The 14,086-nt window shown below is 67.1% G+C and carries 11 protein-coding genes; 6 read left to right on the top strand and 5 right to left on the bottom strand.

From position 1 onward, the window contains the following. Window positions 1–115 precede the first annotated feature (115 nt). Window positions 116–1,414, top strand: coding sequence for a serine hydrolase domain-containing protein (locus tag AX676_RS03120; protein WP_066481959.1), 1,299 nt, complete (start codon window positions 116–118; stop codon window positions 1,412–1,414). An 85-nt stretch (window positions 1,415–1,499) separates the two neighbouring features. Here AX676_RS03120 and AX676_RS03115 read toward each other — a convergent pair whose 3' ends face one another. After that, window positions 1,500–2,087 (bottom strand): TetR/AcrR family transcriptional regulator, encoded by a 588-nt coding sequence (locus AX676_RS03115; RefSeq protein WP_066481961.1) that lies wholly within the window; start codon window positions 2,085–2,087, stop codon window positions 1,500–1,502. A 186-nt stretch (window positions 2,088–2,273) separates the two neighbouring features. Between AX676_RS03115 and AX676_RS03110 the strand changes: the two genes are divergently transcribed. From AX676_RS03110 to AX676_RS03090, 5 genes are all read left to right on the top strand, one after another. Continuing rightward, entirely contained in the window at window positions 2,274–3,476 is a 1,203-nt protein-coding gene (locus AX676_RS03110) for an efflux RND transporter periplasmic adaptor subunit (RefSeq protein WP_066481962.1), read from the top strand. 16 nt (window positions 3,477–3,492) lie between these two features. After that, window positions 3,493–6,708: an efflux RND transporter permease subunit gene (locus tag AX676_RS03105; RefSeq protein ID WP_066482003.1), complete on the top strand. Its 3,216-nt coding sequence runs from the start codon at window positions 3,493–3,495 to the stop codon at window positions 6,706–6,708. Then, window positions 6,705–8,126 (top strand): efflux transporter outer membrane subunit, encoded by a 1,422-nt coding sequence (locus AX676_RS03100; protein ID WP_066481964.1) that lies wholly within the window; start codon window positions 6,705–6,707, stop codon window positions 8,124–8,126. The genes AX676_RS03105 and AX676_RS03100 overlap by 4 nt, the downstream gene beginning before the upstream one ends. 90 nt (window positions 8,127–8,216) lie before the next feature. Next, window positions 8,217–8,924: a DUF2726 domain-containing protein gene (locus tag AX676_RS03095; protein ID WP_082730979.1), complete on the top strand. Its 708-nt coding sequence runs from the start codon at window positions 8,217–8,219 to the stop codon at window positions 8,922–8,924. A gap of 89 nt (window positions 8,925–9,013) precedes the next feature. Continuing rightward, window positions 9,014–9,883 carry an S-methyl-5'-thioadenosine phosphorylase gene (locus AX676_RS03090; RefSeq protein ID WP_066481971.1) on the top strand — a complete coding sequence of 290 codons (870 nt, stop codon included), beginning with the start codon at window positions 9,014–9,016 and terminating at the stop codon, window positions 9,881–9,883. A 6-nt stretch (window positions 9,884–9,889) separates the two neighbouring features. Here AX676_RS03090 and AX676_RS03085 read toward each other — a convergent pair whose 3' ends face one another. The 4 genes from AX676_RS03085 to acnA form a co-directional block, all read right to left on the bottom strand. Further along, complete coding sequence (locus tag AX676_RS03085) at window positions 9,890–10,492, bottom strand: hypothetical protein (protein WP_231726101.1); 603 nt, start codon at window positions 10,490–10,492, stop codon at window positions 9,890–9,892. A gap of 105 nt (window positions 10,493–10,597) precedes the next feature. Continuing rightward, window positions 10,598–11,020 carry a DUF2147 domain-containing protein gene (locus AX676_RS03080; protein ID WP_066482005.1) on the bottom strand — a complete coding sequence of 141 codons (423 nt, stop codon included), beginning with the start codon at window positions 11,018–11,020 and terminating at the stop codon, window positions 10,598–10,600. Window positions 11,021–11,102: 82 nt separating this feature from the next. After that, complete coding sequence (locus AX676_RS03075; protein ID WP_231726102.1) at window positions 11,103–11,357, bottom strand: CBU_0592 family membrane protein; 255 nt, start codon at window positions 11,355–11,357, stop codon at window positions 11,103–11,105. Then, window positions 11,354–14,026, bottom strand: coding sequence for an aconitate hydratase AcnA (acnA, locus tag AX676_RS03070; RefSeq protein ID WP_066481975.1), 2,673 nt, complete (start codon window positions 14,024–14,026; stop codon window positions 11,354–11,356). The genes AX676_RS03075 and acnA overlap by 4 nt, the downstream gene beginning before the upstream one ends. Window positions 14,027–14,086 lie beyond the last annotated feature (60 nt).

The following is a 14,086-nucleotide window of genomic DNA, read 5'->3' as shown; positions in this document are numbered from 1 at the left end:
CCCCCGACTCGATTGCGATCGCGCACCCCTCACGGCATACTGGCCGACGAGACGCGTCGCCGCAGATTGTCCGATATGTCGCAGCCTGGAGTCATTGAGGCGAGGAGCGCGGGTGATGGATCATGCAAGTCTCGTCCGCCGCCGGGATTTTATCGCCGGGGCAACAGTGTTGAGCGCAAGTGCGGCCGCGGGGGCAGTGCCGGAACAGCGTTGGTCACGCGTCCGTTCGCTGCTCGACCGATACACTGCCGACAAGAAGTTCGCAGGTGCGGCCGCGGCGATTGCGCAAGGGCGATCGCGGACCGAATTTCAAGTCGCTGGCACGATCGCTTACGACTCCGCTGTCGCCGTCTCCCCCGACTCCCTGTTTCGCCTTTATTCCGTGAGCAAGCCGATCACGGGTATGGCCGCGATGCTGCTGATCGAGGACGGACTGATTGCGCTCGACCAGCCGGTTGCGGAGGTCTTGCCGGAACTCGGCCAGATGCGGGTCGCCATCGATCCCGACGCGAGCCTCGATTCACGGCCAGCTGTGCGGCAGATGACGATGCGGCACCTGCTGACGCACACTTCGGGCCTGTCGAACTGGCAGCCGGTGCTGGGCGATACGCCCCTTGCGCGCGCCTATCGCGAGCGGGGGGTGACGCCGGGCAGCTTCGTGCGGCAGCCTGGCGAGACGTGGTACGGCACGCAGGTCAACGGCCTGACCGAGATGGTCAGGCGTATGGCGGAGGTGCCGCTGATCGCCGAACCAGGAACGGCGTGGCACTATTCGATGGGCCTCGACCTCATGGGCGCTGTGATCGAGCGGGCGTCCGGACTGCCGCTGGACACGTTCATGCAGCGGCGGCTGTTCGCGCCGCTCGGGATGCGGTCGACCGGTTTCCGCGTTCGAAGGCGGGACGTGCATCGCCTGACGACCCTTTATGGCAACGCGCCCGAGGGACCCGTCGCCATTGACCAGGGTCGCAGCAGTTTTTGGCTTGATCCCCCGAAGCTGTTGGCGGGCGGCGGTGGCCTGGTAAGCTCGGCGCGCGATCTCGTCCGTTTCGGGCAAATGCTCCTGAACGAGGGCGAGCTTGACGGCGCGCGCGTGATGACACCGGCAACCGTGCGCATGGCATTGTCCAACCTCCTCCCACCCGATGTGTCCTATCCGCCGACCGGCGGGTTCGGCGCGGGTGCAGGGGTCGTCATGCCGGGGGTGCGGAGCGATAACGGCACCGAAGGGGTCTTTTCCGCCGTGGGGGCGTGCAGCACGTTTTTCAGCGTGGACCCGCTGCGTCAGCGTACCTGCCTATTCCTTGCGCAATATATGCCCGGCCGCCGTGTGCCGATGCCGGAGGCGCTCCGATACCGCGCCGAATTTCTCGCCGCGATGGAGCAAGATCTGGAGAGTCAGCGGCTTCGCTGATGGAAAGTTCCAGCCGTTCGGCCACGGTGCCGATCGCGGTCCGCTTCTCGGTCCAGTATGAGCGAGCGTCCGCGCCGGGTCGGGATCAGCCGCCCAGGATGTGTTCGAGCAGGTCGTGCATGGCGGGCGTCAGTGCCGGGCGTTCGTTGGTGAGTGCCTCGCCGTCGAGGACGGGGTCGATCAGCGCGTAGCCAAGCAGCGTGACCAGGCACAGCAGCGCCCGGGTGCGGGCGTCGGGCCGGTCGATCAGCGCCGCGATCGGCTCGATGAGCTCGTCCCGGACCGCTTCGCTGACGATCGCGGCGGCGCGCGGCGACGATGCGGAGCGCAGCATGATCATCAGCTGTTCCGCCTCACTATCCCGCTGGTCGTGGTCCGCATCGCCGTCGGCGTCGGTGACCATGTCGACCAGATGCTTTGCCAAGCCGGCGCGATCGACCCCGGCGAACAAATCTTCATCGTCGCCGCGCAGCGCAGTCTTGAACAATTCCTCCTTGCTGCCGAAATATCGGCAGACCAGCGCCGCATCGATGCCGGCCCCGCCGGCGATGTCGCGAAGACCGACCTGTTCATAGCTGTCGCGTGCAAAAAGCCGGCGCGCGTGATCGAGAATTGCATCGCGAGTGGCCGCGGCGTTGCGCGGACGTGGATCGGGTTTTGCGCAACGGTTCATCCGGGGTCAAAATACGCGCATCGTGCCAAGCGTCAACAATCGTTGATAAAAGTCTACAGCCGTTGACAAGCCGAAACCGCAATCTTATTCCAGAGCCGGTGCGACCGGCCAAAAAAGGCGCGGCGCGGTGAGGGCCTGCGTGGAGTCCGGCACAGACCGGACGGATCAAATCAGGGCTGGAAAGTTATGCAAAGAGTTGCGCTTGCGATTTTCGCCGTCACGTCCGCCCTGGCGATCTCCGGGTGCGGTTCGGAAGCCCAGCAGGGCGGCCCGCCGCCGGCGGTGCCCGTCACCGTCGCGCAGCCGCTGATCCGCAACGTCACCGATCAGGACGAATTTGTCGGGCGGTTCGAGGCGGTGAACAGCGTCGACGTGCGCCCGCGCGCTTCCGGCTATCTGGCGTCGGTGCATTTCACCGACGGGCAATATGTCCGCCAGGGCCAGCTGCTGTTCCAGGTCGATCCGCGGCCGGCCCAGGCGGCCCTGGCGCAGGCGCGCGCGCAGCTGGTTCAGGCGCAGGCGACCGCGACCAACGCCAGCACCGAGCTTGAGCGTTCGCGCACGCTGGCAAAATCGAACGCAGCGAGCGCGGAGGAAGTCGAGCAGCGTACCGCGGCCTTCCGCTCCGCCGAAGCCCAGGTCGCGGCGGCCCGGGCGGCGGTGCGTGCGCGCGAGCTGGAACTCGGCTTCACCCGCGTCACCGCGCCGATCAGCGGCCGTGCCTCCGATCGCCGCGTCGACCGCGGCAACGCCGTGATCGCCGACCAGACGGTGCTGACGACGATCGTATCGACCAATCCGCTGCACTTCACGTTCGACGGTTCCGAATCGCTGCTGCTCAAATATCAGCGCGAGAATGCGGGGATCGGATCGGGCACGCCGGTCGCGGTCAAGCTGCAGGACGAAGCGGGTTTCACCCATCGCGGGCGGCTCGATTTCGTCGACAACGCGATCTCGTCGGGAACCGGCACGATCCGTGCGCGCGCGGTCATTCCCAATCCCGACGGCCTGCTGCGCCCCGGCATGTTCGGCACCCTGCAGCTTCAGGCGTCGCGGCCCTATCGCGCGATCCTCGTCCCCGACACCGCGATCGCCACCGATTCGGCCCGCCGGCTGGTCTATATCGTCGACGGCCAGGGCAACATGACCGGCCGTCCCGTCGAGCTGGGGCCGCTGATCGGCGGCCTGCGCGTCGTGCGGTCGGGGCTGAAGGAGAATGAGCGCGTCGTCATCAGCGGCGCGCTGCGCGTCCGCCCGGGGCAGAAGGTGCAGCCACAGGGCGGGCGGATCGACCCCAAGCTGATCGACGAGGTGACCGCCCAGGCGGGAGCGGCACCGGCATCGTCGAGTGCGGCGGTGGCGGGCGGTTCAGCCCCCGCGTCGCGCTGAGCGGGAGCACGGGGTCGTGAACATTTCCAGCTTCTTCATCGAGCGGCCGATCTTCGCGGCCGTCATCTCGATCTTCATCACGCTGCTCGGCGCGTTCGCCTATCCGCTGCTGCCGCTGTCGCAATATCCCGAGATCGCGCCACCGACGATCGCGGTGCAGGCCTTCTATGCCGGCGCGTCATCGGAAACGATCGCGGAAACGGTCGCCACCCCGATCGAACAGGAGATCAACGGGGTGGAGGGGATGCTGTACCTGCAATCCTCATCCACCCAGGGCGCCGCGACGATCACCGTCACCTTCGAACCCGGCACCGATCTGGATGCGGCGCAGGTGCTGGTCCAGAACCGCGTGGCGCTCGCCGAGCCGCGGCTGCCCGAGCAGGTCCGCCAGATCGGCGTGACGGTCAACAAGCAGGAATCGGGCTTCCTCCTGATCGTCGCGCTGACCTCCGCCGATCCCAGCCTGGATGTCGACTATATCGGCAACTACGCCAACACGACGATCCGCGACCGGCTGCTTCGGCTGGAGGGCGTCGGCGCGGTCCAGGTGTTCGGCGGCGGCAATTATTCGATGCGCGTGTGGATCGACCCGGACAAGGCCGCCGCGCGCGACCTGACTGCGGGCGAGATCATCGCGTCGCTGCGCGGCCAGAATCTTCAGGTCGCCGGCGGTGCGCTCGGCCAGCCGCCGTTCGGCAAGGGCAATCCCGCATTCGAGACCGCGATCGACGTCAAGGGCCGGCTGGCCGATCCGTCCGAATTCGCCAACATCGTGGTCAAGGCCAACCCCGACGGCGGCGCGATCACCCGCCTGCGCGACGTGGCGCGTATCGAACTGGGCAGCCAGGATTACGGCGTTCGCGCCGCGTTCGGCGGCAAGCGCGGGATCGCGCTGGCAATCATCCCGCAGCCCGGTGCCAACGCGCTGAGCGCGTCGCAGCTGGTGCTCGACGAAATGGCGACGCTGTCAAAGGCGTTCCCGCCGGGGCTGTCCTATTCCATCCCCTACAACCCGACCGAATTCGTCGCGGCATCGGTCGAGGAAGTGCAGAAGACACTGTACGAAGCGGTGATCCTGGTGGTCATCGTCGTCATCGTCTTCCTTCAGACCTGGCGCGCGGCGCTGATTCCGATCATCGCCATCCCGGTCGCGCTGGTCGGCACCTTCCTGGTGCTGCTGGCCCTCGGCTTCTCGGTGAATTCGCTGTCGCTGTTCGGCCTCGTGCTGGCGGTCGGCATCGTCGTCGACGACGCGATCGTCGTGGTCGAAGCGGTCGAGAAGCATATCCGCGACGGCATGAACCCGCGCGACGCCGCGCACCGCACGATGCGCGAGGTGTCGGGCGCGCTGATCGCGATCGGCCTGGTGCTGGTGTCGGTGTTCATCCCGACCGCGCTGGTCCCCGGCATTCCGGGCATCTTCTATCAGCAGTTCGCGGTCGCGATCGCGGCGGCGTCGGCAATCTCGCTGCTCGTCTCGCTCACCTTGTCGCCGGCGATGGCGGCACTGCTGCTCAAGCCCCACCGCGAGGATCATCTGGACAGCGGGCCGCGCTGGCTGCGCCCGGTCAAGCTCGCCGGTCATCGCTTCAACCAGGGGTTCGACTGGCTGTCCGATCGTTACGGGCGCTTCACCGCGCGGGCGATCCGCATGGCGACAATCATGCTGATCATCTATGCGGGCTTGCTTGCGCTCACCGGCTGGCGGCTGGTGGCGACGCCGGGGGGCTTCATCCCCGAACAGGATCAGGGCTTCCTGATCGGCGTGATCCAGCTGCCGGCGGGCGCTTCGCTCGACCGCACCGAGGCGGTCGCGCGCCAGGTCGAGGCGATCGCCTTCAAGAACCCGGCGATCCAGACCACCGCGACCTTTGCGGGGCTGGACGGATCAAGCTTCAGCCAGGCGTCGAATGCGGCCACGGTGTTCCTGAAATTGAAGGACTGGGAAGACCGTGGCGGCGAGGGGCAGGACGCCGCGAGCCTGGCCGGCGCGCTGACCGGCGCGCTGTTCGGCGGCATCGACGGCGCCAACATCTTCGTCATCGCGCCGCCGGCGGTGCAGGGCCTGGGCAATGGCTCCGGCTTCGTGATGATGCTGCAGGACCGCGGCAACAACGGCTACAAGGCGCTGGAAGGCCAGACCTATGCGATGATGGGCGCGGCCGCCCAGCAGAACACGGTGACGCAGGTCTTCACGCTGTTCAACACCAACAGCCCGCGCATCTTCGCCGATGTCGACCGCGACCGCGCGCAGCTATTGGGTGTGCAGCCCGAAGCCGTGTTCGACGCGCTGTCGACCTATATCGGTTCCAACTATGTCAACGACTTCAACCTGTTCGGCCGCACCTTCCGCGTGACCGCTCAGGCCGAGCCGACCGCGCGCGACGACACCGCCGACCTGCGCCGCATTCAGGTGCGGTCGGCGAATGGCGAGATGCTGCCGCTGTCGTCGGTAGCAACGCTGCGCACCGAAAGCGGGCCGGCGCGCGTGGTGCGCTATAATCTGTTCCCGGCGGTCGAACTGCAGGGGCAGGCCGCGCCTGGCGTCGCGACGGGAACGGCGCTGACGACGATGGAGAATCTGGCGGGACAGGTGCTGGCACCCGGCTACAGCTATGAATGGACCGGCATCGCCTATCAGGAGCGCGCGGCGGGCAGCAGTTCGGGGCTGATCTTCGTGCTGGCGGTCGTGTTCGTGTTCCTCGTGCTCGCCGCGCAATATGAAGCGCTGTCGCTGCCCTTCGCGGTCATCCTGATCGTGCCGATGTGCATTTTGGCGGCGCTGATCGGCGTCAACCTGCGCGGCATGGACAACAATATCCTCACGCAAGTCGGGCTGGTCGTGCTGATCGCGCTGGCGGCGAAGAACGCGATCCTGATCGTCGAGTTTGCAAAGCAGGGCGAGGAAGAGGGCATGAACCGCTTCGACGCGGCCGTGCATGCCGCCCGGTCGCGCCTGCGCCCGATCCTGATGACCAGCTTCGCCTTCATCTTCGGCGTTATCCCGCTGGCGATCGCGACCGGGCCGGGCGCGGAGATGCGCCAGGCGCTGGGCACGGCGGTCGTGTTCGGCATGATCGGCGTGACGGTGTTCGGACTGGTGTTCACGCCGCTCTTCTACGTGCTGATGCGCGGGCTGGCAGGGCGGTTCAAGCGCAAGCCGAAGCCGACGCCGATGCCGCGCGAGGAGGCCGGACCGACTGGCGATCCCATGCCGGAGGCGGGCCAATGATCGCGCGCGCGGCACGGGCCGCCACCGTTTTGCTGGCCGCCACGCTGTTGGCCGGCTGTGTGGTCGGGCCGGATTTCGAAACGCCGTTGCCCGATGCGCCGGCGCAGGGCGCGTTCGTCGAGAGCAAGGTGGCGGGGGTCACGCCGGAGGAGCCACCGACGGCGTGGTGGCGGCTGTTCCGGGCGCCGCTGCTCGACGGGCTGGTAGATCAGGCGCTGGCGAACAACACCGACCTGCGCGCCGCCGCCGCAAATCTGCGCGAAGCCCGCGCGGCATTGAGCGAGAGTCGGGCAGGGCTGCTGCCCACCACAACGCTGACCGGCCAGCAAAGCTACAGCCGGACCCCGCTGGTCGGCTTCGGCGGCGCAGGCGCGTTTGAAACGCCGCTCTACAATGGCGGGTTGGACGTGAATTATCAGGTCGACCTGTTCGGACGTATCACCCGCACGATCCAGGCGAGCCGCGCGGACTATCAGGCGGTGCAGGCGGTTTACGATCGCACGCGGATCAGCGTCGTCGCCGACACCACCCGTGCTTATGCCCAGGTCTGTGCGCTCGGTCGCCAGATCGCGGTCGCGCGCGAAAGCCTGCGCGTGCAGCAGGAGACGTTCGGGTTGACCGAGCGGCAATATCAGGGCGGCCGCGGCACCGCGCTGGAGGTCAGCCGTGCGCGCTCGCAGCTGGAACAGACGCGTGCCGGCATTCCCAACCTTGAGGCATCGCGGCGCAGCGCGCTGTATGCGCTGGCGGTGCTGACCGGCAAGCCGCCCGCCGAGTTTCCCCAGGAGCTGGCGACCTGTGTCGGCGCGCCGGTGCTCGACACGCCGGTGCCGATCGGCGATGGCGCGACGCTGATCGCGCGGCGACCCGATATTCGCGAGGCCGAGCGGCGGCTGGCGGCAGCGACCGCGCGGATCGGGGTGGCGACCGCGGCGCTCTACCCGAACATCTCGATTGGCGGGTCGATCGGCGGCCAGGCAGCGACGGCGGGCGACGTGTTCAACAATCGCGGCTTCCGGTTCAATTTCGGGCCGCTGATCAGCTGGACCTTCCCCAACATCACCGCGGCGCGGGCACAGATCCGCCAGGCCGAGGCATCGGCGGATGCGGCGCTGGCCGGTTTCGACGGGGCATGGCTGGGCGCGCTGCGCGAAGTCGAGAGCACGCTGGCGCAATATTCGGCCGCGCTGGAAACGCGCGACACGCTGGCGCGCGCGCGCAGCGAAAGCGACGAAGCGGCCCGGATCGCCCGGCTGCGCTATCGTGCGGGGCGCGAGAATTTCCAGGTCGTGCTCGACGCCGAACGCGAGCTGGCGACGACGGAGGCGCAGCTGGCGGATGCGCAGGCGCAGCTCGCGGACCTGACGGTCACGCTGTTCCTCGCGCTCGGCGGCGGGTGGGAACAGGTGCCGGCGTAAAAGGTCCAAATCGGATCGAAAAGCGCGTCGCGCGTAACGATCCGCTAAGCCTGTCGTGCGAGCTTCGATCCAAGCGGTTCGGAGCTTTGGATGTCCCTGGATTTCATCCACTTCATCGCCACGGAATGGCCGTGGGTTCTTGCGCTCGGGCTGGCCGTGATGCTTGGCGCATTGGCGGAGCGGCAAAGCCATCCCAAGCGCCGATGGGACGGAGGGCACTCGCGGCGTCCTCAGCGGCAGCCTGATGCGCCTCCCCTCGGAAGAGGGGGCTGGCGCGGTCGCCCCCGCCAGAACGACGGGATTTCGCTGGACGTTCTCGTGGCGCGGACCGAGCAACGCCAAAATGACCCGAATGCCGCGCAGGTGCCATTCGATCCTGCGCAGCAGCTGCGTGAAGTCGAGGTCGCCACCTTTTCGTCCCGAAAGATTCTCAATCGTGGGGAGGCGCGGCTCTATTCGGTGCTGTGCAACGCAATCGAGGAAATGGGCCTCGGATGGCGGGTGATGGCGCAGGTGAGTCTCGGCGAGATCCTCGCCAGTCCAAGCGAAGCCGCGTATCGTGCGATCAACTCCAAGCGCGTCGATTTGCTGCTGGTGTGTGCCCAGGGCAACCCGCTGCACGCAGTCGAGTTTCAGGGCAGCGGTCATCATCTCGGCCCCGCCGCCACGCGCGACGCGATCAAGCGCGAGGCGCTGCGCAAAGCCGGAATCGGGTTCATCGAGGTCATGCCAGGTGACACGCCGGCCGAAATCCGGGCGCGCTTGATGAAGGTCAGCCTGCGTGCCGATGCGGCGTGAAGGCTGATCTGAAACACAGCTTTTCCCGCTGACAATCCTGCGGCGATCGGGCAGGGGCGGAGCGGTCGAGGCAGGGTGGAGCACGCGGGATGAGCGGGTGGACGATCGGGATCATCGGCGGGTCGGGGCTGTACGATGTCGAGGGGATCGAGGACGGCAAGTGGGTCGAGGTGACGACGCCCTGGGGCCGGCCGTCGGACCAGCTCTATACCGGCCGGCTGGGGCATGTGCGCGTCGTGTTCCTGCCGCGTCACGGCCGGGGGCACCGCATCGCGCCGGGTGAGCTCAATTTCCGCGCGAACATCGACGCGCTCAAGCGGCTGGGCGTCACCGACGTGCTCGCCGTATCCTCGGTCGGGTCGCTGGCGGAGGAGCGCGCGCCGGGAAGCTTCACGCTCGTCGACCAATTCATCGACCGTACCCGCGACCGCCCGGCAAGCTTTTTCGGCACCGGCATGGTCGCGCATGTCTCGATGGCCGACCCCGTCTGTCCGCGGCTGTCCGCCTTCGCCGCCGACGCCGCCGAGGCAGCCGGAGCGGTGACGATGCGCGGCGGCACCTATCTGGCGATGGAGGGGCCGCAATTCTCCTCGCGTGCGGAAAGCCACCTGTATCGCCAATGGGGCTGCCACGTCATCGGCATGACCGCGATGCCCGAGGCCAAGCTGGCGCGCGAGGCCGAGCTGCCCTACGCGCTGGTCGGCATGGTCACCGACTATGATTGCTGGCGCGAAGGCGAGGCGGCGGTCGATGTCGCGGCCGTCATCCGCCAGCTGACCAGCAATGCGCAAAAGGCGCGCGCGATGGTCGTCAACCTGTTGCGCACCCTGCCCGAACAACGCCCGCCGTCGCCGATCGACACTTGCCTGGACGCGGCGCTGATCACCGCGGAGGGCGTGCGCGATCCCGAACTGCTCGCCCGGCTCGACGCAGTGGCCGGGCGCGCGCTGCGGCGCTAGGCGCACTCAGCCCGGCAAGATGCCATCCCATTCGTCGCGGTGGCTGCCTTCGTGACTGGCCATCCCCGGTTTGGTCAGGTAGCCGCGGCTGTCGGGGATGTGGCTGAAGATCATCCGCGTCGGCGCCTCGTGCCAAGACAGGTTGAAGGCGAAGCGGACGGGGAAGAACTCCATCGTCGCATAGGGCAGGTGGTCGTGGATCCACCAGGCGAGCCGCTTCCAGTCGCCGGGTTCGGTGAAGCGGTTGGCAAAGGACGGGACGACCAGACACGCGGTCGCGCCCATTTGCCCCTTGGCATCGCGCACGTCCCAGATGTGGCGAGCGTAGTTGCGGTCGTTGGGCGCGCAATTATGCCCCTTGGCATTGCCCAGCGCGTTGACCTCCGCCGAGCGATAGGCCGAGCGGATCGTCAGCCGGCCGAACGCCGCCTGAAGCGGTTCCAGCAGTTCCTCGCACAGCCGCGTGCCCGCGGCGATCGCCAGATCCGGGTTGTCGGGAATGTTCGACAGGCCGTGGATCGCCGCGATCTCGGAATAAAGAAAGTCGCGCATGAAGAAATTGGGCGACAGCTGGACACGGCCCAGCTCGGTCAAGGCCGCGACGGTCATCGGTTTGCGCATGGCGGTCTATGGTCCCCGGTCGAACGAAGTTGCGGGGATAATCGAAGCGGTGTCGGCTGACACCCCAAAAGCGACGAGTGGCGCGGCGGGGGGTCAGCTTGCCGGGGTCCAGCGCTGGGTCTTGCAGAACGGACCCCAGCAACCCTTGACCTTGAGCACATTGCCCTCGCGCTTCAGCTCGGAACGATAGGTGCGGCCGCTTTCGGGATCGTAGATGCGCCCGTTCCAGTGCGACTTGCCGGCCTCGAAGCTCGACAGGATGCGCAGCCCCTCGATCGGTCGCTTGCGCAGCGATTCATCGGGATTGTGGATGTCGGTCGCGTTCTTGGGCGCGCGCGGGTCGAGCACCTTGACGACACGGCCGCAGATGCTGTCGCCGCAGGGCGAAACTTCGACAATCGCCTTGCGCCCCTCGGTCAGCCAGCGTCCGGTGACTGGCGCGGGGGCGGCGATTGCGGACGCGGCCATTGCCAGGGTCGCAAAGGTCAGCGTCGTCACAGCAATTCGGCCTCGCATCGTCATCCTTTCGACAGGTCTCATGTCAGCGCGAACCGCGCACCCCGCGATCAAGGTTCGTCCGACACCCGAAAAAGTTGCATCACGCCCGCGCGTTGCGCAACCGCCACAGCGCGGCCAGGCCGATGCCCATCCAGATCAGGTTGAGCGTGGCGGACGGCAGCGCGCCATGCCACCAGCCATTGACCAGAAAGCCGCTCGCACCGACCACGTTCATCCACTGATAGACGGGGGAGCGGCCGTCGAGCCGCCCCGCCGACAACAGGCCATAGGCGATCAGGATCAGGACCGCGCCCGCCCAGCCGGCGACCTCGATCCCGATCTCGATCGGCGTCACGCCGCCAGCTTGCGCAGCACGTAATGCAGGATGCCGCCGTTGAGGAAATAGTCCAGCTCATTGGCGGTATCGATGCGACAGCGCGCGGTGAAGCTGCCGGTCGAGCCGTCGGCGCGGGTAAAGGCGACCTCGACATCCTGACGCGGTTTCAGCCCGGCGACATTGGTGATGGTGAAGGTTTCGTCCCCGGTCAGCCCCAAAGTCTGGCGGCTGGTGCCCTCGGCGAACTGCAGCGGCAGCACGCCCATGCCGACCAGATTGGAGCGGTGGATGCGCTCGAAGCTCTCGGCGATTACCGCGCGCACGCCCAAGAGGTTGGTGCCCTTCGCCGCCCAGTCGCGCGACGATCCGGTGCCATATTCCTTGCCGGCGATGACGACCAAAGGCGTGCCGTCGGCCTTGTGGCGCATGGCCGCGTCATAGATCGCCATGACTTCGCCGTTGTAGCGGGTCATGCCGCCCTCGACGCCGGGCACCATCTCGTTCTTGATGCGGATATTGGCGAAGGTGCCGCGCATCATCACTTCATGGTTGCCGCGGCGCGCGCCATAGCTGTTGAAATCGGCCTTGGTCACCTGATGCGACTGGAGGAACAGGCCGGCGGGGCTGTCCGCCTTGATGCTGCCGGCTGGGCTGATGTGATCGGTGGTGATCGAATCGCCCAGGATCGCCAGCGGCCTGGCATCGACGATATCGGCGGTGGGCGCCGGGGTCATCGTCATCCCCTCGAAATAGGGCGGGTTGGCGATGTAGGTCGATCCGGCACGCCAGGTGTAGGTGTCCGACCCCTCGACCTGGATCGCGCTCCAATGCTGGTCGCCGGCATAGACGTTGGAATAGCGCGCGCGGAACATCGCGTCGTCGATATTGGCGTTGACGGTCGCGCGGACTTCCTCGTTGGTCGGCCAGATGTCCTTGAGGTAGACCGGGCCGTCGGTGCCTTCGCCGATCGGCGTTTCCACCATGTCCTCGGTCACCGTGCCCTTCAGCGCATAGGCGACGACCAGCGGCGGGCTGGCGAGGAAGTTGGCGCGCACGTCGGGCGACACGCGGCCTTCGAAATTGCGATTGCCCGACAGAACCGAGGCCGCGACGATGTCGTTGCCATTGATCGCCGACGAAATCGCCGGCGCGAGCGGCCCGGAATTGCCGATGCAGGTGGTGCAGCCATAGCCGACCAGGTTGAAACCGACGGCGTCGAGATCGGCCTGCAGCCCCGACTTGACCAGATAGTCGGTCACGACCTGGCTACCGGGGGCGAGCGAAGTCTTGACCCACGGCTTGGGGCTGAGGCCGAGCGCACGCGCCTTCCGCGCGACCAGTCCGGCGGCGACCAGCACATCGGGGTTGGAGGTGTTGGTGCAGCTGGTGATCGCGGCGATCACCACGTCACCGTCGCCGATATCGTGATCCCTGCCCTCGACCGCGACGCGCGCGGGGGCAGCCTTCTTGTAAACCTTGCTCAGGTCGCCGTTGAACACGTCATCGACATTTTCCAGGCTGACCCGGTCCTGCGGGCGCTTCGGCCCGGCCAGGCTCGCCTGCACGCTGCCCATGTCGAGTTCGAGCGTGTCGGTGAAGATGGGGTCGGGCGCGCCGGCGTCGCGCCACATGCCCTGCGCCTTGGCATAGGCCTCGACCATCGCGACCGTCTGCGGGTCGCGGCCGGTCAGGCGCATGTAATCGAGCGTCTTGCCGTCGATGGGGAAGAAGCCGCAGGTCGCACCATATTCGGGTGCCATGTTGGCGATGGTCGCGCGATCGGCCAGCGCCATGGTGTCCAGCCCGGGGCCGAAAAATTCCACGAAACGGCCGACCACGCCCTTGGCGCGCAGCATCTGGGTGACGGTCAGCACCAGGTCGGTGGCGGTGATGCCCTCGCGCAGCTTGCCGGTCAGCTTGAAGCCGACGACTTCGGGGATCAGCATCGACACCGGCTGACCCAGCATCGCGGCCTCCGCCTCGATCCCGCCGACGCCCCAGCCGAGCACGCCCAGGCCGTTGACCATCGTCGTGTGGCTGTCGGTGCCGACGCAGGTGTCGGGATAGGCGATCATCGCGCCGTCGCCCGTCGCCGACGACCAGATCGCGTCCGCGATATACTCCAGATTGACCTGATGGCAGATGCCGGTGCCGGGCGGCACCACCTTGAAATTGTCGAGCGCCTTGCTGCCCCATTTCAGGAACTCATACCGCTCCAGGTTGCGCTGATATTCCAGCTCGACATTGTCCTCGAACGCCTTGGGCGTGCCGAATTCATCGACCATGACCGAGTGGTCGATGACGAGGTGGACGGGGACCAGCGGATTGATCTTCGCCGCGTCACCGCCCAGCCGGGTGATCGCGTCGCGCATCGCCGCCAGGTCGACGACGCAGGGCACGCCGGTGAAATCCTGCATCAGCACGCGCGCGGGGCGGTACTGGATTTCGCGGTCGGGCGCGTTGGGGTTCTGCTGCCAGTCGACGATGGCCTGCGCATCTTCGGTCGTGACGGTCACGCCGTCCTCGAAACGCAGCATGTTTTCGAGCAGCACCTTCATCGAGAAGGGCAGGCGGGAAATGTCGCCGAGCTTTGCCGCTGCCTTGGCCAGGGAGAAATAATGATAGGTGGTGCCGCCGACATTCAGCGTGTCGCGGGTGCCGAGCGTATCCTGGCCGATGGCGGTCATGGCGCGGGGTTCCTTTCCCAAGTTCAATGCCGTGGCGCGGACGGGGAGGGCGGGAGTTTC

The organism is Sphingomonas sp. CCH21-G11 (assembly GCF_001555965.1).
GTDB lineage: Bacteria > Pseudomonadota > Alphaproteobacteria > Sphingomonadales > Sphingomonadaceae > Sphingomonas.
The sequence above is the reverse complement of the archived record's forward strand: the minus strand, read 5'-3'. Positions and strand labels throughout refer to the sequence as shown.

Excerpts from the sequence above, each read along its gene's own strand:
- AX676_RS03120 (WP_066481959.1), top strand. The coding sequence starts at position 116 with ATGGATCATGCAAGTCTCGTCCGCCGCCGGGATTTTATCGCCGGGGCA.
- AX676_RS03115 (WP_066481961.1), bottom strand. The coding sequence starts at position 2,087 with ATGAACCGTTGCGCAAAACCCGATCCACGTCCGCGCAACGCCGCGGCC.
- AX676_RS03110 (WP_066481962.1), top strand. The coding sequence starts at position 2,274 with ATGCAAAGAGTTGCGCTTGCGATTTTCGCCGTCACGTCCGCCCTGGCG.
- AX676_RS03100 (WP_066481964.1), top strand. The coding sequence starts at position 6,705 with ATGATCGCGCGCGCGGCACGGGCCGCCACCGTTTTGCTGGCCGCCACG.
- AX676_RS03095 (WP_082730979.1), top strand. The coding sequence starts at position 8,217 with ATGTCCCTGGATTTCATCCACTTCATCGCCACGGAATGGCCGTGGGTT.
- AX676_RS03090 (WP_066481971.1), top strand. The coding sequence starts at position 9,014 with ATGAGCGGGTGGACGATCGGGATCATCGGCGGGTCGGGGCTGTACGAT.
- AX676_RS03085 (WP_231726101.1), bottom strand. The coding sequence starts at position 10,492 with ATGACCGTCGCGGCCTTGACCGAGCTGGGCCGTGTCCAGCTGTCGCCC.
- AX676_RS03080 (WP_066482005.1), bottom strand. The coding sequence starts at position 11,020 with ATGCGAGGCCGAATTGCTGTGACGACGCTGACCTTTGCGACCCTGGCA.
- acnA (WP_066481975.1), bottom strand. The coding sequence starts at position 14,026 with ATGACCGCCATCGGCCAGGATACGCTCGGCACCCGCGACACGCTGAAT.